This is a genomic window from Cupriavidus sp. HE11, from assembly GCF_056097175.1.
Genome location: NZ_CP184465.1, coordinates 1,262,231 through 1,284,213, shown reverse-complemented (window position 1 = coordinate 1,284,213; position 21,983 = coordinate 1,262,231). Strand labels below are relative to the sequence as shown.

The following is a 21,983-nucleotide window of genomic DNA, read 5'->3' as shown; positions in this document are numbered from 1 at the left end:
ATTGCAGGTTCGACCGGCAGCGGCGCAGGAATTGCCGATATGGGGGGCCGGCGTGACAACGGCCCTTCACGGCAACAGCCAGCGTAATCAACCGTAACCAAAACAGCTGGCCGCGAAGCTGCCCACGGGTTGCTGCACCAAATGAGAACAATTATCATCCTTCGGTTCGCGGCGATATTGTGATGTCATCGCCAGCTCCGCAGCGGATGACGCGCCGTCCGGCGCACCCCGCGCATCGTCTCAAGCACCCTGAATGACCGACACCGCGCCAGTTTCCGGCCAGCAGCGCCGCGCGTTCTGGCTCAAGCATCTTCACCAGTGGCACTGGATCAGTTCCGCGATCTGCCTGATCGGGATGCTGATGTTCGCCATTACCGGATTCACGCTCAACCATGCCGGCCAGATCGAGGCCAGGCCGAAGGTCGTCACGCGCAGCGAGACCGCGCCGCGCGATGTGGTCGGTGCGCTGCGCGGCGCCATGCCGGCCGGCGCGGACACGAAGAACCAGAAGGGGCCCGTGCCGCCGGTGCTGGCGAACTGGCTGGCCCGCACGCTCGATGTCGATGCGTCCGGGCGCGACGCCGAATGGTCGGCCGACGAAATCTACGTGGGCCTGCCGCGTCCCGGCGGCGATGCCTGGGTCAGCGTGGCGCTCGATTCGGGCGAGGTGCAGTTCGAATCCACCTCGCGTGGCGCCATCTCGTACCTGAACGACCTGCACAAGGGCCGCAACACGGGTCGGGCGTGGAGCCTGTTTATCGACGTGTTCGCCATTGCCTGCCTGGTGTTCAGCGTGACGGGCCTGTTCCTGCTGAAGCTGCATGCGGCGGGCCGCGTCGCCACCTGGCCGCTGGTGGGCGCCGGGCTGGTGATTCCGCTGCTGCTCGCCATCCTGTATATCCACTGATCCGCTTTCACTTCCCATTCCATCGAGAAAGGTAGTTTTGACAATGCGCCGACTCCTGACCGTCACCTTGACCGGCCTTGCCGCCGCGCCGCTGGCGCCCGCCATGGCCGCCGACCTGAACGTCAAGGTGGAGATTCCCCGCCTGAACGTGGCCGAGTACCACCGCCCGTACGTGGCGATGTGGATCGAGCGCGCCGACCAGAGCCCAGTGCAGACGCTGGCGGTCTGGTACGACGCCAGGAACAAGGAAGGCGAAGGCACGAAGTGGCTCAAGGACATGCGCCAGTGGTGGCGCAAGGCTGGCCGCGACATGCAGATGCCGGCCGACGGTGTGTCCGGCGCCACGCGCGCACCGGGCGAGCACACCCTGAGCTTCAAGGACGGCAAGGCCCCGCTGGGCAAGCTGCCGGCCGGTGACTACCAGCTTGTGGTGGAAGCCGCCCGCGAAGTGGGTGGACGCGAACTGGTGCGCGTGCCGTTCTCGTGGCCGGCCAAGGCCGCCCAGACCGCCAGCGCCAAAGGCGAACACGAACTCGGCGGCGTGACCGTCGAAGTCAAACCTTGATGCGAACCGAACGGAGTCCGACGATGACCAAGCCTGCCCGCCTCTCCCCCCGTTTTTCTGCCCGCCTCGCCGTCCTGGCGCTGGCCGCCCTGGCCCCGCTGGCCGCTCACGCGCACCGTCAATGGCTGCTGCCCTCGGCCACCGTGCTGTCCGAGAAGGACGCCTGGGTGACCGTGGACGCCGCGGTGTCCAACGACCTGTTCTACTTTGAACATGTGCCGATGCGGCTGGACAACCTGGCCGTGACCGCGCCCGACGGCAAGACCGTCGTGCCGGCGGAGAACGCCTCGACCGGCAAGTACCGCAGCACGTTCGACCTGCACCTGACCCAGCCCGGCACCTATCGCGTGGCCGTCGTCAATCAGGGCGTGTTCGCGAGCTGGAAGGAAAATGGCCAGACCAAACGCTGGCGCGGTGCTGCCGATACGTTTGCCAGCAACGTGCCGGCCGGCGCGCAGGACCTGCAGGTGAACGAAATTGCCGGGCGCGTCGAGACCTACGTCACCAATGGCCGTCCGACCAAGCAGGTGCTGACCACCACGGGCAAGGGCCTGGAACTGGCGCCCATCACCCATCCGAACGACCTGATCGCCGGTGAAACGGCCAGCTTCCGCCTGCTGCTCGACGGCAAGCCGGCGGCCAACCAGAAGGTGTCGGTGGTGCCGGGTGGCATCCGCTACCGCGATCGCCTGAACGAGATCGCGGCCACGACCGACGCCGACGGCAAGTTCAGCGTCAAGTATCCGGCCCCGGGCATGTACTGGATGGAAGCCGAGACGCGCGACGACAAGACGTCGATCAAGGAAGCCAAGGCCCGCCGCGCCACGTACGCAGTGACCGTCGAAGTGCTGCCGCAATAAGGCAACCGCCGGAAGAACGCCCCAGGCCCCCAGGACTCCATGAACCGCGTGCTGATCCCCGTCGCGCTGTCCGCGCCCCCGCCGTCGCCCATGGCGCATGGGCAGGTGCGGCAATGGGCCGGCGAGACGATGGGCACCACATGGTCGGTCCGCGCAGTGCTGGCGCCGGGGCAGGCTGCCAACCAGGCCGACGATATCGAATCCGGCATCCGTGCCGTGCTGGACGGCGTGATCGCGCAGATGAGCAACTGGTCTGACACGTCGGACCTGTCGCGCTTCAACCGTGCGGCCGCCGATAGCTGGGTGACGCTGCCCGACGACTGCTTCACGGTGCTGCAGGCCGCGTTGCAGGCGGCGCGCGACAGCGGGGGCGCGTACGACCCCACCGCAGGCCCGCTGGTGGACCTGTGGGGTTTCGGGCCGGCCGGGCGCCGCATCGAGGCGCCCTCCGTGGACGATGTGCTGCGCGTTCGCGAGCGTTGCGGCTGGCAGCGGCTGGATGTCGACGCCGGGCAGCGCCGCGTGCGCCAGCCGGGCGGTGTCTCGCTGGATTTCTGCGCCATCGCCAAGGGGTTTGCCGTCGACGCCGTGTCGCGCCATCTCGATGCGCAGGGCCTGGCGCACCATCTGGTGGAAATCGGCGGTGAACTGCGCGGCCAGGGGCTCAGGCCCGACGGCATGCCGTGGTGGGTCGAACTGGAATCGCCCACGCCCGATGGCACGGCGCCCGCACGAACGATGATCGCGCTGCTGGGTTTGTCGGTGGCGACCTCGGGCGACTATCGCCGCTACTTCGAACAGGACGGGCAGCGCTTTGCCCATACGATCGATCCGCGCACCGGGTATCCGGCCGCGCATGCGCTGGCATCGGTCACCGTGATTCACCGCGATTGCATGCTGGCCGATGCGCTGTCCACGGCGCTCACCGTGCTCGGCCCGCAAGCCGGCATGGCCTTCGCGCAGCGCCACGCGCTGGCGGCGCGATTCCTGGTGCGCACGCCGGACGGCTTCGACGAACTCGCCACGCCGGCCTTTGCGGCGATGCTGTCATGACGCGCTGGCTGTGGGGCATCGTCTTCGCGGCCGGCGTGGCGCTTGCCATGCTGGCGCAGAGTCGTACGTTCATGGCGACGGGCGTGGTCATCGCCTATCTTGCGTTCTGCGCCGGCGTAATCGGCGCACACCGGCGTCGCCGCGCGGCACGCGATGCGCTGTCCGCGCCTGGCGACGGCCAAGACAAGCCGACACTGGTGGCCTATGCCAGCCAGACCGGGTTTGCCGAACAACTGGCGACGCAGACCGCGCGGGCGCTGCAGGGCGCGGGCATGCCGGTGCAGCTGCTGTCGTTTGCCGATCTCGATGGCAAGCATCTGGCCGCGTGCGGGCAAGCCCTGTTCCTGGTCAGCACGACGGGCGAGGGCGATGCGCCGGACACGGCATCGGGCTTCGCGCGCAAGCTGATGTCGGGCACCTCGCCCGATGCGCTGAAGCAACTGCGCTTCGGCATCCTGGCGCTGGGCGACAGCAGCTACGCGCGCTTCTGTGCGTTCGGCCATGCGCTGTCTGGCTGGCTGCAGCGCCATCAGGCCGAGCCGCTGTTCGACATGGTTGAAGTCGACAATGGCGACCCCGGCGCGCTGCGGCACTGGCAGAACCATCTGTCCGCGCTGAGCGGCGGCGCCGAGATCGCGGACTGGGAACGCCCGCGCTACGGACGTTGGCAGCTTGTGGAGCGCCGGCTGCTGAACCCGGACAGCCTGGGCCAGCCAGCCTGGCATCTGGCGCTGCAGCCGGAAGCCGCCGACGATCTGGCATGGCAGGCCGGTGATATCGCCGAAGTCGGTCCCTGCCAGCCGCCCGACGCCGTGGCGCGGCTGCTGGAAAAGCTGTCAATGGATGGATCGATGATGGTCCGCTGCGACAGCCGTCCGATGACGCTGGCCGACGCACTGTCCACGCGGCTGCCGTTGCCCGATGCTCATATGGCGACAATGGCGGGCCTGGCCCCTCAGGCGCTGGTCGATGCGCTGCCGGCCTTGCCCCATCGCGAATACTCGATTGCATCACTGCCCGCCGATGGCCGGCTGGAATTGCTGGTACGACAGACGGTGCATGCCGACGGCAAGCTCGGGCTGGCGTCGGGCTGGCTGACCCGGCATGCCGCCGAGGGTGCGCATATCTCGCTGCGCGTGCGCAGCAACCGCAGTTTCCATGCACCCGACGACGACTGGCCGCTGATCCTGATCGGAAACGGCACCGGGCTGGCCGGGCTGCGGGCGCTGATCAAGACCCGCGCCGCCCAGGGCCGGCATCGCAACTGGCTGCTGTTTGGCGAGCGCTCTGCCGCGCATGACGACTTCCACGGGGCAGAACTGGCGGTGTGGCGCGAGCAGGGCGTGCTCCAGCGCATCGACCGTGCATGGTCGCGCGATGGCGGGGCGCCGCACTATGTGCAGGACGCCGTGCGGGAGGCCGGGGCCGACATCGCCGACTGGGTGGCGCAAGGCGCGGCCATCTACGTCTGCGGCAGCCTGCAGGGCATGGCCGGCGGCGTGCACGCGGCGCTGGCCGATATCCTGGGCGAGGCCCGCCTGCAGCAGATGATCGACACGGGCCACTACCGGCGCGACGTCTACTAGCCACGCCGCCGGGCGCCAACGAGCGTTTTGCGGCAGCGCAGGATCGCCTCCGCGATCACATTCCGCTATCCTCGCTGTCAGTTTCCGTCGAGGAGTCCCGATGCCCCGTTCCATCCGCCCCTGGCGCCGCGCAGCCGTCGCCGCCTTCTGGCTGGCCGCCGCCAGCTTGCCCGTCCAGGCCGCCGGCCCGGACAAGTTCGCGGTACCAGGCCTGGAAAAGCCAGCCACGGTGCTGGTGGACCGCTGGGGCGTGCCGCACATCTACGCCAATACGCTCTACGACGCGTTCTATGTGCAGGGGTTCATGGCCGCACGCGACCGGCTCTGGCAGATCGACCTGTGGCGCAAGCGCGGGCTGGGCGAGATGGCGAAGGACTTCGGCCCGGCCTATGTCGAAGGCGACCGCATGGCGCGTGCCGTGCTGTTCCGGGGCGACATGTATCGCGAATGGCTGGCCTATGGGTCGGATGCCAAGCGCGTGGCCGAGGCGTTCGTGGCTGGCGTGAATGCCTATGTGGCGCAGGTGGAGGCGCATCCGGAACTGCTGCCGCCCGAGTTCAAGATCCTCAACTACAAGCCGTCGCGCTGGCGCGCCGAAGACATCGTGCGCATCCGCCATCATGGCCTGACGCTGAATTTCACGGGCGAGATCGACCGCGCGCAGATCTTCTGCTACGTGAAGCCCAACGCCGTACGCGCCGACTGGGTGCGCCGCGAGCTTGATCCGGCGGTCGAGCCCAAGGTGCCCGAGGGTCTCGACACCTGCGCCGTGCCGGCTGCCGAACTGCGCCGCGCCTACGACCTTGCCACGGCTGCACCGCGCTTTCCGAAGGAATGGTGGTCGCAGGGCGTCAGCAAGGCCGACAATATCCCGGTGGACCAGCTCTACGCCACCGTTGACGCGAACAGCGACACCGGCCGCAGCCTGGGCTCGAACAACTGGGTGATCGCCGGCAGCCGCACCACCACGGGCCGCCCGATCCTGGCCAACGATCCGCACCGTGCCCATGGCGCGCCCAGCCTGCGCTACATCAGCCATCTCAATGCGCCGGGGCTGTCGGTAATCGGCGCGGGCGAACCGTTCCTGCCCGGCATCTCGATTGGTCACAACGGCACGATTGCCTTCGGCCTGACCCGGTTCTACATGGACCAGGAAGACCTTTACGTCTACGAGACCAACCCCGCCCAGGCGCACGAATACCGCTACAAGGGCCGCTGGGAGCCGATGGAAACCGTCACCGAGCAGATCGCGGTGCGCGGCGAAGCCACGCCACGCAAGGTGTCGATCGACTACACCCGGCATGGCCCGGTGCTGTTCGCCGATGCCAAGACCGGCCGCGCCTACGCGCTGCGTGCGGCCTGGCTGGACTACGGCATGGCACCGTACTTCGGCTCGATGGACTATATGCGCGCCCAGAACTGGGACCAGTTCCGCGCCGCCATGAACCGCTGGGGCGCGCCGGGCGAAAACCAGGTCTATGCCGACCGTAGCGGCAATATCGGCTGGATTCCGGGCGGGCTGACTGTCAACCGGCCCAACTGGGACGGCCTGATGCCGGTGCCCGGTGATGGCCGCTACGAATGGGCGGGCTATCGCAACATGGACGAGCTGCCGTGGGCATTCAACCCGGCGCCCGGCTACGTGGTAACGGCCAACGAGAACAACATCCCGCCCAATCATCCGGCCGCAAAGATCGGCGTGGGCTACGAGTGGAGCGACAGCTCGCGGGCGCGCCGCCTGAAGGCACTGGTGGCCGCCAATCCGCGCAGTTCGCTGGAAGACTCGATGGCATGGCAGAGCGACACGGTATCGCTGCCCGCACAGCGCGTGGTGGCGCTCGTCAAGCCGCTGAACAGCAGCGATGCCCAGGTGCAGCGCGGCCTGGACCTGCTGCGCAACTGGGACGGCAACGAGCGCGCCGACAGCGCCGCCGCCGCGCTGTTCGAGGTCTGGTTCACCAAGTACCTGCGGACGGCCGTGGTGCGTGCCGCGTTGTCGCCGGAGGGCGCGCGGCTGGTCGGGCCCGGCGATGCCAGCCGCGTGATCGCCGTGCTGGAGCGGCCCGATACGTGGATGACGGTGGACAAGCGCAACGAGATCATGACCGGTACGCTGAAGTCGGCAATGGTCGAGATCGAGAAGAAGCTCGGCAGCGATCCCAGGACCTGGCAATGGGGCAAGCTGCACACGGCCGTGTTCAGCCATCCGCTGGACCCGATCCTGGACCCGGCGCAGCGCCAGCAGTTCGACGTCAATGCGGGCCCGATTGGCGGATCGTCGTTCACGCCAATGAACACCAGCTACCGCAACAGCGACTACCAGCTGACGGCCGGGGCGTCGTTCCGGATGGTGCTCGACGTGGGCAACTGGGACGCGTCGCGCGTGGTCAATACGCCTGGGCAGTCGGGCAACCCGGCCAGCCCGCACTATCGCGACCTGGCGCCGCTGTGGGCCAAGGGCGAGTATTTCCCGCTGGTGTATTCGCGCAAGGCGGTGGAAAAGGAAAGCAAGGAACGCGTGGAGCTGGTGCCGCAGTGATGCGGAGCGCCTTGGGCCATTGAGGAGCCTGCCCTCTCCCCCGGCCCCTCTCCCGCGTGGCGGGAGAGGGGAGAAAACAGGCGGTGCCCGAAATGCCGTTGGTGTTCTCCCTTTTTCGTTTGGCGGGAGAGGGGAGCAAACAGCCGGCGTTCGAAATGCCGATGGTGTTCTCCCTTCTTCGTTTGGCGGGAGAGCGGAGAAAGCAGACGGTGCCCGAAATGCCGTTGGTGTTCTCCCTTTTTCGTTTGGCGGGAGAGCGGAGAAAACAGCCGGCGTTCGAAATGCCGTTGGTGTGTAGTGGTCAAGTTTTTTCAGACAGGTATTAGGGTGGTCTGTTGGAACTTGTCCTCGTAGTCTGTTGGCGACGTGTAGCCCAGTGTCGAATGCAAGCGCACCGGGTTGTAGAAACCCACGATGTACTGCGTGATGTCGCGCCGGGCTTCGGCCCGGTCGACGTACCGCCTCTGCCAGACGCGCTCCATCTTCAGGTTCAGGAAGAAGCGTTCTGCTACAGCGTTATCCCAGCAATCGCCGGCCCGGCTCATGCTGCAAACCAGGCCGTGGCGCGCCAGCAATCCCTGGTACTCCTCGCTTGCATACTGGCTGCCCCGGTCCGAATGCACTATCAGTCCGGGCGCCGGATTGCGCTGCAGGATGGCCATCTTCAAGGCCGACGCCACCAGCGCGGCGGGCATGGCCGCTGCGCTGGCCCAGCCCACTACCTTGCGCGAATACAGGTCCAACACCACCGCCAGATACAACCAGCCTTCCCCCGTGCGCACATACGTGATGTCCGACACCCAGGCCCGGTTGGGCTGTGCGGGCCTGAACTGCCTGCTCAGCACGTTCGGCGCCACCGGCCTGCCATGCCGGCTGTCAGTCGTCGCCACGAACTTGCGCTTCCACACCGGGTGCAGATTCTCCTGGCGCATCAGCGTGCGGGCCCGATAGCGCCCGATCTTCACCCCCTGCCTGTCCAAATCCTGCGCCACGCGCCGGCTGCCGTAGGTACGTCCGCTGGCCTCGAACGCCGCCCGCACATACACCGCCTGCCGCAAGGCCTTCTCCTTGGTGGCAGGCTCTCGCCCGGCCGCGTAATACCCCGCCCGGCTCACGCCCAGCACCCGGCATGCCCGACTGATGGCGATCGCCTCCTTCTGCAATCCGCTAACCACTCGATAGATCACTTGAGTTCGCGGGCGAAGAAGGCCGATGCCTTTTTTAGGATCAGGTTGTCCTCCTTCAGGCGGCGGTTTTCCTCTTCGAGCTGGCGAATGCGCTGCTGCTCAGGCGTCAGCGGCTTGCCCACTCCCTTGCCGCCAGCCACTTCAAGGTCGTACTGGACCAGCCAGCGCCGTAAGGCGGTCTCGCCAATCGCCATCGTGTGGCAAACCTCGGCGACCGATAGGCCCTGATCCCGGATCATCCGGACTACCTCCAGCTTGAAGGCAGCGTCAAACTTGCGGCGTTGCTTTGTCATGTCGTCTTTCCTCGTCGATCGTGATTTTCCACCTATCGACCTGTCTGAGGAAATTGGACCACTACAGTGTTCTCCCTTTTTCATTTGGCGGGAGAGGGGAGAAAGCAGGCGGTGCCCGAAATGCCGTTGGTGTTCTCCCTTTTCGTTTGGCGGGAGAGGGGAGAAAACAGGCGGTGCCCGAAATGCCGTTGGTGTTCTCCCTTTTTCGTTTGGCGGGAGAGGGGAGCAAACAGCCGGCGTTCGAAATGCCGTTGGTGTTCTCCCCTCTCCCGCGTGCGGGAGAGGGGCGGGGGAGAGGGCAGGCCTTTACTTCACTACAGCGCCATCTCCAGCACTCGCGCCACATGCAATGCCTCGCGGCCGGCGCCGTCGTGGATCTGATGCCGGCAGCTCGTGCCATCGGCCACGACCAGGGTGTCGGCATCGGCCTTGCGCACCGCTGGCAGCAGCGACAGTTCCCCCATCCGCATCGACACCTCATGGTGCTCGGCTTCGTAGCCGAAGCTGCCGGCCATGCCGCAGCATGACGATTCGATCAGCGCGGTCTTGAGTTCCGGAATCCATCCCAGCACCTGTTCCACCGGCCGTACGGCATCGAATGCCTTCTGATGGCAATGCCCGTGCAGCAGCGCCTGCTTGTGGTCAATGGGCTTCAGCGCCGGAGCGAAGCGGCCGGCAGCATGTTCGCGCACCAGGAACTCCTCGAACAGGAAGGCGTTGTCCGCCAGCGCCCGTGCGGCGTCGCCATAGCCGTACTGCAGGAATTCATCGCGCATCGACAGCAGGCACGACGGCTCAAGCCCCACCACCGCCACGCCGCGCGATACAAATGGCAGCAGCGTGTCGAGCGCGCGCTTCGCTTCGGCCTTGGCTTCATCGACCAGACCGGCTGCCAGGAACGTGCGGCCGCAGCACAGCGGACGCTCGCCAGGCACACCCGACAGATGCACGGTGTAGCCGGCCGCCTCCAGCACTCGCTGGGCAGCCCGTGCGTTGCCGGGTTCCATATGGTTGTTGAAGGTGTCGACGAACAGCACTACGTCCTTGCTGCCCGCGGCCTGCGCCTGGTAGTCGTCGCGCAGGAAAGCCGGCTGCCAGCGCGGCAGCGAGCGTTTGGCTGACAGCCCGAGCAGCCGTTCGCCCAGTTGCGGCAGCCCCGGCACGCGGTCGCGCAGGTTGAACAGCCAGGGCAGCTTGCTGGCGGTGCCCGCATAGCGCGGCAGGAAGGCCACGAGCCTGTCGCGCAGGCGCAGCCGGCCGGCGCGGGCGTTGGCGGCGCGCACCTCGATCTTCATCTTCGCCATGTCGATGCCGGTCGGGCAGTCGCGCTTGCAGCCCTTGCAGGACACGCACAGGTCCATGGTGTCCTTGACGGCGGGATCGAGCAGGCCCTCGCTGCCGAGCTGGCCGGACAGCGCCAGCCGCAGCGTGTTGGCCCGCCCGCGAGTCAGATGCTGCTCGTCACGCGTGACGCGATAGCTCGGGCACATGGTGCCGGCGTCGAACTTGCGGCAGTGGCCGTTGTTGTTGCACATCTCCACGGCGGCAGCCAGGCCGTTGGCGGGATCGAGCCCGGTGCCCGGCGCGCTTTCCGCCTCGGTCACGGGGTTGCGCGTGACGTTCCAGGCCGACCAGTCCAGCGCCGGTTGCAGCGGCTTGACCGTGTAGCCGGGCGGGAAGCGGAACAGCGCCGTGTCGTCCATCTTCGGCGTGCGCACGACCTTGCCGGGGTTGCAGCGGTTGTCGGGGTCGAACAGCGCCTTGATCTCGGCAAACGCGTGCGCCAGCGACGGGCCGAACTGCCACGCCACCCATTCGCCCCGGCACAGGCCGTCGCCATGCTCGCCAGAGTAAGCGCCCTTGTATTCGCGCACCATGGCGGCGGCTTCCTCGGCAATGGCGCGCATCTTGCCCGCGCCGTCGCGGCGCATGTCGAGGATGGGGCGTACATGCAACGTGCCGACGCTGGCGTGTGCATACCAGGTGCCGCGCGTGCCGTGCTTGTGGAATACCTCGGTCAGGCGCGACGTGTATTCGGCCAGGTGTTCAAGCGGTACCGCGCAGTCCTCGATGAACGACACCGGCTTGCCGTCGCCCTTCATGCTCATCATGATGTTCAGGCCGGCCTTGCGCACTTCCCAAAGCGCCTTCTGCGGGCCGGCGTCGGGCATCTCCACCACCGAGCCAGGCAGGCCCAGGTCGGCCATCAGTTCCACCAGCTGGCGCAGGCCACGCAACGTGGCGTCGCGGTCTTCGCCGGCGAACTCCACCAGCAGGATGGCCTCGGGCTCGCCGATCAGGGCCTTGTCGATGACGGGGCGGAAGGCCGGATTGCTGCGCGCCAGGTCGATCATCGTGCGGTCGACCAGTTCCACGGCAGCAGGCTTGAGCCCGACGATATGGCGCGTCAGGTCCATCGACTGATAGAACGTGGGGAAATTGACCACGCCCAGCGTCTTGTGCGTGGGCAGTGGTGCCAGTTGCAGCGTGATCTGGCGGAAGTACGCCAGCGTGCCTTCCGAGCCCACCAGCAGATGCGCCAGGTTGACGCTGCCGTCGGCGGTATAGGGCCGCTCGTTCTGGGGCTGGAAGATGTCGAGGTTGTAGCCGCCCACGCGGCGCAGCACCTTCGGGTACATCTGTGCGATGGCCTCGCGTTCGCGCTCGGCAATGCGGCGTACACCATCGGCAATGACGCGGTGGGGGGCGTTGTCGTCCGGCCACCGCGCGTCGAAGCGCACGTCGTCGCCATTTGCCAGGATGGCCTGCACGCCCAGCACGTTGTGCACCATGTTGCCGTACTGGATCGAGCGTGAGCCGCACGAGTTGTTGCCGGTCATGCCGCCGATCGTGCATTGCGCGGCAGTGGAAACGTCCACCGGAAACCACAGGCCGTGGGGCTTGAGCCACGCGTTCAGATGATCGAGCACGATGCCGGGCTGCACGGTGACGGTGCGCGCCTGCGGATCGAAGTCGATCACCTGGTTCAGGTACTTGCTGTTGTCGATGACCAGCGCCTCGCCCACGGTCTGGCCGCACTGGCTGGTGCCGCCGCCGCGCGGCAGCAGCGGTGCCTTCAGGTCGCGGGCGATATCGAGCGCGAGCCGGGCGTCGGCTTCGTCGCGCGGCACCACCACGCCCAGCGGCATGATCTGGTAGATCGACGCGTCGGTGGCATAGCGGCCGCGGCTGGCGGTGTCGAACAGCACGTCGCCGCGCAGCTCGGCGGCCAGTCGCCGGTACAGCGGCGATTGCAGGGCGGACGGCGACGCGGCGCCGGGCATGAAGCGCAGCGGTTGCACGCCGGGCGGCGTAGGGGTGACAGGCAAGGCCATGAGCGGGGATGTCTCCGGTTGCGGACACTCGAAGTTGCCGCCATGGACGGAGCGCCCGCTGCGGGCGCTTCGGTTCAGGCGGCGACGTTCTGTGCGCGTTCTAGTTCGGCGATCAGTGCGGCGTGCTTGTGCTCCAAGTGCGCGCGCAGGATGTCACGCAGGGCCGCACCGTCGCGCTTCGCCAGGGCATCGAGCATCTCGCCGTGCTCTCGCACGGCCATGTCCCATTTGTCGTGGTCGAAGTTCGAGCGGAAACGCAGCGCCTGGATACGCAGGTTGATGCGTCGATAGGTCTCCTCAAGAATCGGATTGCGCGCCGCCGCGTTGATGGCGTCGTGGATGCGCCGGTTCAGCGCGTAGTAGTTGGGCAGGTCGCGCCGGGCGTGGCACGCCAGCATCTCGAAGTGCAGTGCGCGGATCTCGTTGAGCTCGGCCTCGGTGATGCGCTGGCAGGCCAGTTCGCCCGACATGGCTTCGAGCGCGCCCATCATCTCGAACAGGTGATTGACGGTGTCGGTCGACAGCACCACCACTTCGGCGCCCCGGTTCGGCAGCAGCGTCACCAGCCCGTCGGCGGCCAGCACCTTGAAGGCCTCGCGCAACGGCGTGCGGGATACCTGCAGCAGGTCGCACAGCACGCGCTCGTTCAACCGGGTGCCTGGCGCCAGATCGCCCTCCATGATCATCGTGCGCAGGCGCTGGGCCACCGCCACGTGCAGGATCTGGCGGTCGACGGCTTGCGGGGATAGGGTCGGAGAAGTGCTCATCAGGGATCGTGTGGCTTGACAGTATTGTATTCAAAACCTACTCTGGGGCAAGCACGAATCACGTTCCGGTGCGATTTTTGCCACCCGGAACCATGCAACGACTGGCATCAAGGCCTTGTAGTTGTTGATTTATAAGGCTTTTTAGCGGAATGGCAGGCGTACTTGCCTGCCAACATTATCCCGCATGCTGGCGCTGCAGTGCATCCCTGTTTTTTGAATACAAAATTCAAACGTGAGGACACGAGGCGACATGATCCGACTGAATTCCCATCCCGCCGGCCGGCACTTCCTGCAGATTCCGGGACCCACCAACGTGCCCGACCGCGTGCTGCGCGCGATGGACTACCCGACCATCGACCACCGTGGCCCCGAGTTCCAGCAGCTTGGCAAGAAGGTTCTGGCCGATATCCGCAAGGTCTTCCAGACCGAACAGCCCGTGGTGATCTATCCGGCGTCGGGCACCGGCGCTTGGGAGGCGGCGCTGGTCAACACGCTGTCGCCGGGCGACAAGGTGCTGATGTACGAAACCGGCCATTTCGCGTCGCTGTGGAAGAAGATGGCCGACAAGCTTGGCCTGAACCCCGAATTCATCGTGGGCGACTGGCGCCATGGCGTGGACGCGGCAGCCATCGGCGAGCGCCTGGCCGACGACCGCAACCACGAGATCAAGGCGGTCTGCGTGGTCCACAACGAGACGTCGACTGGCGTCACGTCCGACGTGGCGGCGGTGCGCCGTGCCATCGACGCCGCCAATCACCCGGCGCTGCTGCTCGTGGATACGATTTCGTCACTGGGATCGGTCGACTATCGCCATGACGAGTGGGGTGTCGACGTCACGGTATCGGGCTCGCAGAAAGGCCTGATGCTGCCGCCGGGCATCTCGTTCAACGCGGTCAGCCAGAAGGCGATTGCTGCCTCGGCCAAGGCGAAGCTGCCGAAGGCGTTCTGGGGCTGGGAAGAGATCCTCGAATCGAACAAGAACGGCTTCTGGCCGTACACGCCGGCCACGAACCTGCTCTACGGCCTGTCCGAGGCGTGCGACATGCTGCTGGAAGAAGGCCTGCCGAACGTGTTCGCGCGCCACCAGCGCCATGCTGCGGCCACGCGCGCCTGCGTGACGGCCTGGGGGCTGGAGATCCTGTGCCAGAACCCGGCCGAATACAGCCCGGCGCTGACCGCCGTGGTCATGCCCGATGGTCATAGCGCCGATACGTTCCGCAAGACCGTGCTCGAGAACTTCAACATGTCGCTGGGGCAGGGCCTGTCGAAGCTGTCCGGCAAGGTCTTCCGCATCGGCCACCTGGGCGACTTCAACGACCTGACGCTGATGGGCACGCTGGCCGGGGTGGAGATGGGGCTGGCGCTGGCCGGCGTGCCGCATCGCGCCGGTGGCGTGCTGGCGGCGATGGAAAGCCTGCGCAACGCGGCCACCACGCAGCCGGCCTTGCGCGCGGCCTGACCCGGGCCCTGACAACCCGACCGATGTAGCAGAAAGAGGCGGCCCCTCAGAGGCCGCTCCGACAACAGGCCGATGCGCCGCCAGAGCGCACGGCCGCCACCCAAAGGAGACAGACCATGACGTTTCGTTATGCTGCGCGCGCGCTCGCGTGCGCCCCGCTGTTTGGTGTCGCGCTGGCCGCCGCGCCGGCTTTTGCATGGGAGCCCACCAAACCGGTGGAAGTGGTTGTGCCGTTCAGCGCCGGCGGCGCATCGGACCAGATGGCTCGTTCGATCCAGGGCATCATCGCCAAGCACAAGCTGATGAACCAGCCGATGATCGTCGTGAACAAGGCCGGTGCCAGCGGCGCGGAAGGGCTGATGGATACCAAGGCGTCCAAGGGCGATGCGCACAAGCTGCTGGTGACGTCGTCGGCGCTCTACACGGTGCCGATGATCAGCCAGCTGCCGTTCAACTGGCGCGACCTGACGCCGGTGGCGATGGTAGCCATGGACGAGTTTGTGCTCTGGACCAACGCCGAGGCCCCGTACAAGACGCCGTCCGACTACCTGGCCGAAGTGAAGAAGACCCCGGGCAAGTTCAAGATGGGCGGTACGAGCTCGAAGCGCGAAGACCAGATCATCACCGCGCAGACCGAGCGCAAGGCCGGCGTGCGCTTTATCTACATCCCGTACAAGGGCGGCGGCGAGGCCGCGACGCAACTGTCGGGCAAGCATATCGACTCCAACGTCAACAACCCGTCCGAATCGATCGGCCAGTGGCGGGCCGGCGAGCATCGCGCGCTGTGCGTCTATGCGCCCGAACGCATGCAATACACCACCAAGATCACGGGCACGCAGAGCTGGCACGACATCCCCACCTGCAAGGAACAGGGCCTGGACGTGCAATACCAGATGCTGCGCGTGTTCATGCTGCCCGGCGGCGTCACGCCTGATCAGCAGAAGTACTACGTGGACCTGATGCAGAAGGTGGTGGCTACGCCCGAGTGGAAGGAATACCTCGAGAAGAACGCGCTCAAGAACGACTTCATTGCCGGCCCGAAGCTGGTGGAATTCCTGACGGCCGACGAAACGCGCCACAAGGACATCATCAAGGAAGCGGGTTTCGTGGCGGCGAAGTAAGTGCGCTAGCTTTGGCTGATGGTTTGCTCCCCTCTCCCGCGTGGCGGGAGAGGGGCCGGGGGAGAGGGCATCTCGGTTCGAACTGCATATCCGGCAGGCAGAACCCCGACACCCTTTTCCCCAACCCCTCTCCCACAAGTGCGAGAGGGGAGCCGAAAACAGAACGGGGGAGACACCCAATGAGCAATCCAACACATGACGCCGCCGCGCCGGCGGCGATCACGGTGCGCGCTGCCGAAATCGGCGTCGCCATCCTGATCGCCCTTGGCGCGGTGGTGGTGATGGTCAGCAATTACCAGATCGGCGCCGGCTGGGCGCCCGACGGCCCGGAGGCCGGCTATTTTCCGTTGCGCATCGGTGCGCTGATCTTCCTGGCGTGCCTGGTCGTACTGTGGCAGGCATTGCGCACACCGAACGATGCCGTGTTCGTGACCTGGCCCCAGCTCAAGCAGGTGGCCGTGATCCTGGTGCCGCTGACCGTGTACGTGGCGCTGATCGCCTTCCTGGGCATCTACGTGGCATCGGCCATCTTCATTGCAGGGTTCATGCTGGCGATCGGCAAGTTTGCATGGTGGCGCGCGGTGCTGACCGGCGTGGTCATCAACGTGGTGCTGTTCTGGATCTTCGAAATGCAGTTCCGCGTGCCGCTCCCCAAGGGGCCGCTCGAAGCGGCTTTTGGATTCTGAGGGGGGCGGGCATGGAAGAACTCAATGCTTTGATGGGCGGCTTTGCCGTGGCGATGTCGTGGCACAACGTCGGGCTGATGCTGGTGGGCATCCTGCTCGGCATCGTGGTGGGTGTGCTGCCGGGCCTGGGCGGCCCGAATGGCGTGGCGATCCTGCTGCCGCTGACGTTCTCGATGGAGCCCACGTCGGCCATCATCATGCTGTCGTGCATCTACTGGGGCGCGCTGTTTGGCGGGGCCATCACGTCGATCCTGTTCAACATCCCCGGCGAGGCCTGGTCGGTGGCGACCACGTTCGATGGCTATCCGCTGGCGCAGCAGGGCGAGGCCGGCCGTGCGCTGACGTCGGCGTTCACGGGGTCGTTCCTGGGCGCGCTGGCCGGTGTGCTGCTGATCACGTTCCTGGCGCCGATGGTGGCAAAGTTCGCGCTGCGTTTCGGGCCGCCGGAATTCTTCGCGGTCTACTTCCTGACGTTCTGCAGCTTTATCGGCATGGGCAAGGAAGCCAAGGCCAAGATCGTGATCGCGATGTGCATTGGCTTTGCGCTGGCTGCGGTGGGCATGGACACGGTGTCGGGCACGCTGCGCATGACCTTCGGCTCTACCGAACTGCTGCGCGGCTTCGACTTCCTGGTGGTGGTGATCGGCCTGTTCGGTATCAGCGAGATCCTGATGACCATGGAGGAAGGTGTTGCGTTCCGTGGCAAACGGGCCAATATCGACCTCAAGGTGGTGCTGAAGACCTGGGCCGAGCTGCCGCGGTACTGGATGACGCTGATCCGCTCGTCGATCATCGGCTGCTGGCTGGGCGTGACGCCGGGCGGTGCCACGGCGGCATCGTTCATGGGCTACGGCGTCGCCAAGCGCTTCTCGCGCAAGAGCGATACGTTCGGCAAGGGCAATGTCGAGGGCGTGATCGCGCCCGAGTGCGCCGCGCACGCCGCCGGCACCAGTGCGCTGCTGCCGATGCTGGCGCTGGGCATTCCGGGTTCGGCCACGGCGGCGGTGTTGCTGGGCGGGCTGATGATCTGGGGCCTGCAGCCGGGGCCGCTGCTGTTCACCGAGCAGAAGACCTTTGTGTGGGGCCTGATCGCCAGCATGTACCTGGGCAACCTGGCCGGGCTGATCGTGGTGCTGTCGACGGTGCCGCTGTTCGCCGCCATCCTGCGCATTCCGTTCGCGATCATCGCACCGCTGATCCTGGTGGTCTGCGCGATTGGCGCGTTCACGGTGCACAACGCCATGTTCGATGTCTGGCTGATGCTGATCTTCGGCGTGGTCGGCTACGTGCTCAAGAAGCTCGACTACCCGCTGGCGCCGCTGGTGCTGGCCCTGGTGCTGGGCGACCGGGCCGAAGACGCGTTCCGGCAGACCATGCTGATGTCGCAGGGCGAGATGAACGTGTTCTGGTCCAACGGGCTGGTCGGCACGATCATGGCGCTGGCCGTCGTGATCCTGGTCTGGCCGGTGTTTGGCGGCCTGCTGGAAAAGACAAGGCGCCGCAAGATGGTGTCGGCGCACGAGGGGGCAGCGGAATGAGCGAAGGACTGATCGAACAGGGCACCCTGCTGGTCACGCGCGACGACGCCGTGGCCACCATCGTGCTGAACCGGCCCGCCAAGCTGAATGCCTTCACACTGGACATGTGGCGCCAGCTTGGCGATGCGTTCCGTGCGCTGTCGGCCGACGACTCGGTGCGTTGCGTGATCGTGCGTGGCGCCGGCGAAAAGGCGTTCTCGCCCGGCAACGACATCGGCGAGTTCGAGACCACGCGGTCCAACAAGCAGCAGGCCGTGGCCTACGGCGCGGTGATGCACGCCACGGCGCAGGCCATGCAGGACTGCCCGCATCCGGTGGTGGCGCAGATCCACGGCATTTGCGTGGGCGGTGGGCTGGAGGTGGTGGCGATGGCCGATATCCGCATCTGCGGGCAAGGCAGCCGCTTTGGCGCGCCGATCAAGAACCTGGGGCTGGTGATGGCGCACGCCGAGATGGCGCCGCTGATCCGGCTGATCGGCACGTCGCGCACGCTGGAACTGCTGTTCGAGGGCCGTATCGTTGACGCCGGCGAGGCGCATGCGATGGGGCTGGTGTCCCGCGTGGTACCCGACGACCAGGTAGCCGACGAAACGCGCGCCACGGCGGCACGCATTGCGTCGGGCGCGCCGCTGGTGGCGCGCTGGCACAAGCGCTTCGCGCGGCAGCTGGCGGCGGGCATGCCCCTGTCGGCGGCCGACCTCGATGCCGCATTCGACTGTTTCGATACCGAGGATTTCCGCACCGGCTATCGCGCGTTCCTGTCCAAGCAGACGCCGAAGTTCGCCGGACGCTAGTTTCGGAGGAGACCGATGTCCGATTTCACATCCATGCAGCCCGGCGCGCTGGCCGGCCTGCGTGTGCTGGAACTCGCCCAGATCATGGCCGGCCCCACCTGCGGCATGATGCTGGCCGACCTGGGCGCCGACGTGATCAAGATCGAGAAGATCGACGGCGGCGACGATGCACGAGGCTACAAGGAGCCGGCGATCAATGGCGTGTCGGCGCCGTTCCTGATGCTGAACCGTAACAAGCGGGGCATCGCTCTTGACCTCAAGAAGCCCGAGGGCCGCGAGGTGTTCCTGCGCATGGTGCGCAACGCCGATGTGGTGATCGAGAACTTCCGCAAGGGCACCCTGGAAAAGCTGGGCCTGGGCTACGACACGCTGTCGCAGGAGAATCCGGGCCTGATCTATTGCGCGATTTCGGGCTACGGGCGCAGCGGCCCCTATGCCGACAAGGGCGGCTTCGACCTGATTGCGCAGGGCTTTACCGGGCTGATGAGCATCACGGGCGAGGAGGGCGGCCCACCGCTGCGCACCGGCAATTCGATTGCCGATATCAACGCCGGGCTGCTTGCGGCGTTCGGCATCCTGGCCGCGTACCAGCACCGCCAGAAGACCGGGCGCGGGCAGGTGGTGGAGACCTCGCTGATCGAGGCCGGGCTGCAGCAGCTGTACTGGCACGCGGCCATCCACTTCGCTACCGGGGAATCGCCGGGGCCCAGCGGATCCGCACACGTGCTGGCTACGCCGTATCAGGCGTTTCCAACCCAGGACGGTCACATCATCGTGGGCGGCGCCAACGAAAAGAACTGGGCGCGCATCGCGCACGTGCTGGGGCATCCCGAGTGGATCGACGATCCGCGCTACCGGCTCAATGCCGACCGCATGCGGCATCGCGAGACGCTGTTGCCGCAGATGGCGGAAATCCTGATGACGCGTCCGTCGGCGCACTGGCTCGATGCCTTCGATGCAGCCGGCGTGCCGGCCGGGCCGGTGCATTCGATCGGCGAGGCATTGAACCATCCGCAAACGTTGGCGCGTGGCATGGTGGTGCGCCAGCAGCATGCCGAGGCGGGACCGATCCGTACGCTGGGCCTGCCGATCCAGCTCTCCGAAACGCCCGCGCAATATCACCGTCCATCGCCCCGGCTGGGCGAGCATACGTGTGCGCTGCTGGCGGAATGTGGCTATGGCGAGGCGGAGATTGCGGCCCTGCTGCAAGCGGGCGTGGTGTCGGAATCGACCGCGCCGGTGGCGGCCGTGTCCGAAGTGTAGCCGGGCCGGGCAAGGCCCGGCGCGTCAGTCGACGTAGAACAGGATGCTGATGAACTGGCAGATGCTGCCACCCAGCACGAACAGGTGCCAGACGCCGTGGAAGTGGCGCACGCGCTCGTCGAACAGGAAGAAGCCGATGCCGGCGGTGTAGACCGCGCCGCCGGCCACCAGCCAGTACAGGCCTGCAGTGGGTAGCGCCGCCGCCAGCGGCTGGAAGGCAATCAGCACCAGCCAGCCCATGATGACGTAGATCGACAGCGATATCACGCGGGTGCGATGGCCGATCCAGAGTTCCTGGATGATGCCGATGGCCGCCAGGCCCCAGTTGATGCCGAATAGTGTCCAGCCCCATGGCCCGCGCAGCGTGACCAGCGCGAACGGCGTATAGCTGCCGGCGATCAGCAGGTAGATCGCGCAATAGTCGAGCCGGCGGAAGATGTCCTTGGCCGGGCCGCGCACGCTGTGATAGACGGTGGATATCGTGTAGAGCAGCACCAGCGTGGTGCCGTAGACGACAGAACTGACCACCTTCCAGGCGTCGTGATAAAGCGCCGACGAGGTGACCAGTACCGCCATGCCGGCCGCGGAAAGCACCGCGCCGGCCAGGTGACTGTAGCCGTTGAACCGTTCCCCGCGATACATCCCGAATGCTCCGTCTGCGTAGTTGGCCAGCGGGCATTGTGGCATGGATCGCGGCGGAACGCGGGTCAATGCCTGCAGAAGCAGGGTTATTTCATCGACAGGAAATGCTTGAGCGTGCGGGCATTGGCGGCCTTGGCTGCCGCATCCACGTAATGCACACCCTGGTTGCGCGCGAACGCATGCTGGCAGCCCGGATAGGTGTGAATCTCGACTTGGCGGTTGTCTTTTAACGTTTCTACGATCTTCGCGCGCGCTTCCGGCGGTACGAATTCGTCTTGCTCGGCGATATGCATCAGCAGCGGCTTGGCGATCTTCGACGCTTCGCCCAGGTACTTGTCGATACCGACGCCGTAGTACGACACGCTGGCGTCGGCATCGGTGCGTGTGGCGCTCAGGAATGCCAGCAGTCCGCCCAGGCAATAGCCCACCGTGCCCACGGCCTTGACGCCTGGCTGCTGGCGCACGGCCTGGATGGTGGCGCCGACATCGGCCATGCCCTTGTCGACGTCGAAGCCGTTGTAGAGCGCAAACGCCTTCTTCCATTCCGCCTCGGACTTGTCGGTCAACTCGACATTGGGTTCCTGTCGCCAGAACAGGTCTGGACAGATTGCCACGAAGCCGTCGCGCGCAAAGTTGTCGCACGTTTCGCGCAGGTCCGCATTGATGCCGAAGATTTCCTGGATCACGACGATGGCCGCGCCGTTCGCGTTGCCGGCGTCTGGGGTGGCGAGGTAGGCGGCAAAACTGCCGTCCGGCACGGTGATGGTGATGCGCTGCTGCTGGGCCATGGGGTGCTCCTGGGGATCGTGAATGACGGGGTGGGGCCAACCCGACAAGCTTAGTCGACGGGCGCGACAGCAAGGCCGGTCGCCGCGCGAAGCCTTGTATCGCCTGGCGTCTGCCATGTTCATTCGCAACACGCATTCGCTCAAACGCGCGACTGGTATCGTCTTGGTCACATCGTTGACATAACAAGCGTCCAGACTTCAGTTCTCGCCCGCAGATACCCTCCTTCGGTGGGGTAAGCCTTGTACATCAAGACATTGGGAGACAAGGGCGGCGGGGAACGCGCACGGGCATCCGGACATTTGACGCCCGAACCGTCACCTGAAATTCTCTGACCTCGAACCATGACAACCACAAAAGCTGTTCATTCGCGCATGCGCAGGCCGGTGCTCGGAGCCGGTGTGCTGTGCCTGGCCTTGCTGCTCGGCGCCTGCGGCGGCGACGACAACAACAATTCGACACCCCCTGCCACGGGTGGTGGCAACGGCGGCAATGGCGGCACCACGCCGGCTGCCTGCACCACGGCGCACTGCGCGCCGGCTCCCTGATCCACCGCGATCCGCCTCAGGGCAGAACCGCGCGCCCACCCCACACAACAGACA

At 66.2% G+C, this 21,983-nt stretch carries 18 protein-coding genes; 13 read left to right on the top strand and 5 right to left on the bottom strand.

Annotated elements, in window-relative coordinates:
- Positions 1–253: 253 nt before the first annotated feature.
- The 6 genes from ACOABP_RS23085 to ACOABP_RS23060 all read left to right on the top strand — a co-directional run bounded on the left by ACOABP_RS23085 (position 254) and on the right by ACOABP_RS23060 (position 7,510).
- Complete coding sequence (locus tag ACOABP_RS23085) at positions 254–907, top strand: PepSY-associated TM helix domain-containing protein (protein WP_474227973.1); 654 nt, start codon at positions 254–256, stop codon at positions 905–907.
- A gap of 43 nt (positions 908–950) precedes the next feature.
- Positions 951–1,472: a DUF2271 domain-containing protein gene (locus tag ACOABP_RS23080; RefSeq protein ID WP_474227972.1), complete on the top strand. Its 522-nt coding sequence runs from the start codon at positions 951–953 to the stop codon at positions 1,470–1,472.
- 23 nt (positions 1,473–1,495) lie between these two features.
- Positions 1,496–2,332 (top strand): DUF4198 domain-containing protein, encoded by an 837-nt coding sequence (locus ACOABP_RS23075; protein ID WP_474227971.1) that lies wholly within the window; start codon positions 1,496–1,498, stop codon positions 2,330–2,332.
- 39 nt (positions 2,333–2,371) lie between these two features.
- Positions 2,372–3,385 (top strand): FAD:protein FMN transferase, encoded by a 1,014-nt coding sequence (locus tag ACOABP_RS23070; protein WP_474227970.1) that lies wholly within the window; start codon positions 2,372–2,374, stop codon positions 3,383–3,385.
- Entirely contained in the window at positions 3,382–4,971 is a 1,590-nt protein-coding gene (locus ACOABP_RS23065; protein ID WP_474227969.1) for a sulfite reductase subunit alpha, read from the top strand. Before ACOABP_RS23070 ends, ACOABP_RS23065 begins: the two co-directional genes overlap by 4 nt.
- 100 nt (positions 4,972–5,071) lie before the next feature.
- Positions 5,072–7,510, top strand: coding sequence for a penicillin acylase family protein (locus tag ACOABP_RS23060; protein ID WP_474227968.1), 2,439 nt, complete (start codon positions 5,072–5,074; stop codon positions 7,508–7,510).
- A 311-nt stretch (positions 7,511–7,821) separates the two neighbouring features.
- On the opposite strand, the gene ACOABP_RS23055 is transcribed toward ACOABP_RS23060, so the two are convergent.
- From ACOABP_RS23055 to ACOABP_RS23045, 3 genes are all read right to left on the bottom strand, one after another.
- Positions 7,822–8,990 (bottom strand): IS3 family transposase gene (locus ACOABP_RS23055; RefSeq protein WP_474224667.1). Its coding sequence is split into 2 segments (ribosomal slippage): positions 7,822–8,723 and positions 8,723–8,990, totalling 1,170 coding nucleotides; the frame shifts between segments, so codons are not numbered across the junction.
- 314 nt (positions 8,991–9,304) lie between these two features.
- A complete protein-coding gene (locus ACOABP_RS23050; protein ID WP_474227967.1) occupies positions 9,305–12,325 on the bottom strand; it encodes an FAD-binding and (Fe-S)-binding domain-containing protein in 3,021 nt (1,006 codons plus the stop codon).
- Positions 12,326–12,399: 74 nt separating this feature from the next.
- Positions 12,400–13,092: a GntR family transcriptional regulator gene (locus ACOABP_RS23045; protein WP_066740829.1), complete on the bottom strand. Its 693-nt coding sequence runs from the start codon at positions 13,090–13,092 to the stop codon at positions 12,400–12,402.
- Between the two features lie 250 nt (positions 13,093–13,342).
- Here ACOABP_RS23045 and ACOABP_RS23040 point away from each other — a divergent pair, with 250 nt between their 5' ends.
- The 6 genes from ACOABP_RS23040 to ACOABP_RS23015 all read left to right on the top strand — a co-directional run bounded on the left by ACOABP_RS23040 (position 13,343) and on the right by ACOABP_RS23015 (position 19,953).
- The gene (locus tag ACOABP_RS23040; protein WP_474227966.1) at positions 13,343–14,551 is read left to right on the top strand and encodes a pyridoxal-phosphate-dependent aminotransferase family protein; all 1,209 of its coding nucleotides are present in this window, start codon (positions 13,343–13,345) and stop codon (positions 14,549–14,551) included.
- A 116-nt stretch (positions 14,552–14,667) separates the two neighbouring features.
- Positions 14,668–15,672 (top strand): Bug family tripartite tricarboxylate transporter substrate binding protein, encoded by a 1,005-nt coding sequence (locus ACOABP_RS23035; RefSeq protein ID WP_474227965.1) that lies wholly within the window; start codon positions 14,668–14,670, stop codon positions 15,670–15,672.
- Between the two features lie 179 nt (positions 15,673–15,851).
- Positions 15,852–16,358: a tripartite tricarboxylate transporter TctB family protein gene (locus ACOABP_RS23030; protein ID WP_474227964.1), complete on the top strand. Its 507-nt coding sequence runs from the start codon at positions 15,852–15,854 to the stop codon at positions 16,356–16,358.
- 11 nt (positions 16,359–16,369) lie between these two features.
- The gene (locus ACOABP_RS23025; RefSeq protein ID WP_474227963.1) at positions 16,370–17,896 is read left to right on the top strand and encodes a tripartite tricarboxylate transporter permease; all 1,527 of its coding nucleotides are present in this window, start codon (positions 16,370–16,372) and stop codon (positions 17,894–17,896) included.
- Entirely contained in the window at positions 17,893–18,690 is a 798-nt protein-coding gene (locus tag ACOABP_RS23020; protein WP_474227962.1) for an enoyl-CoA hydratase/isomerase family protein, read from the top strand. Before ACOABP_RS23025 ends, ACOABP_RS23020 begins: the two co-directional genes overlap by 4 nt.
- A gap of 15 nt (positions 18,691–18,705) precedes the next feature.
- The gene (locus ACOABP_RS23015; protein ID WP_474227961.1) at positions 18,706–19,953 is read left to right on the top strand and encodes a CaiB/BaiF CoA transferase family protein; all 1,248 of its coding nucleotides are present in this window, start codon (positions 18,706–18,708) and stop codon (positions 19,951–19,953) included.
- Between the two features lie 24 nt (positions 19,954–19,977).
- Here ACOABP_RS23015 and trhA read toward each other — a convergent pair whose 3' ends face one another.
- Both trhA and ACOABP_RS23005 read right to left on the bottom strand, forming a co-directional pair.
- Entirely contained in the window at positions 19,978–20,595 is a 618-nt protein-coding gene (gene trhA / locus ACOABP_RS23010) for a PAQR family membrane homeostasis protein TrhA (protein ID WP_474227960.1), read from the bottom strand.
- Positions 20,596–20,681: 86 nt separating this feature from the next.
- Positions 20,682–21,383 (bottom strand): dienelactone hydrolase family protein, encoded by a 702-nt coding sequence (locus ACOABP_RS23005; RefSeq protein WP_474227959.1) that lies wholly within the window; start codon positions 21,381–21,383, stop codon positions 20,682–20,684.
- A 342-nt stretch (positions 21,384–21,725) separates the two neighbouring features.
- Here ACOABP_RS23005 and ACOABP_RS23000 point away from each other — a divergent pair, with 342 nt between their 5' ends.
- On the top strand, positions 21,726–21,929 hold the full coding sequence (locus ACOABP_RS23000) for a hypothetical protein (protein ID WP_474227958.1): 204 nt from the start codon (positions 21,726–21,728) through the stop codon (positions 21,927–21,929).
- Positions 21,930–21,983 lie beyond the last annotated feature (54 nt).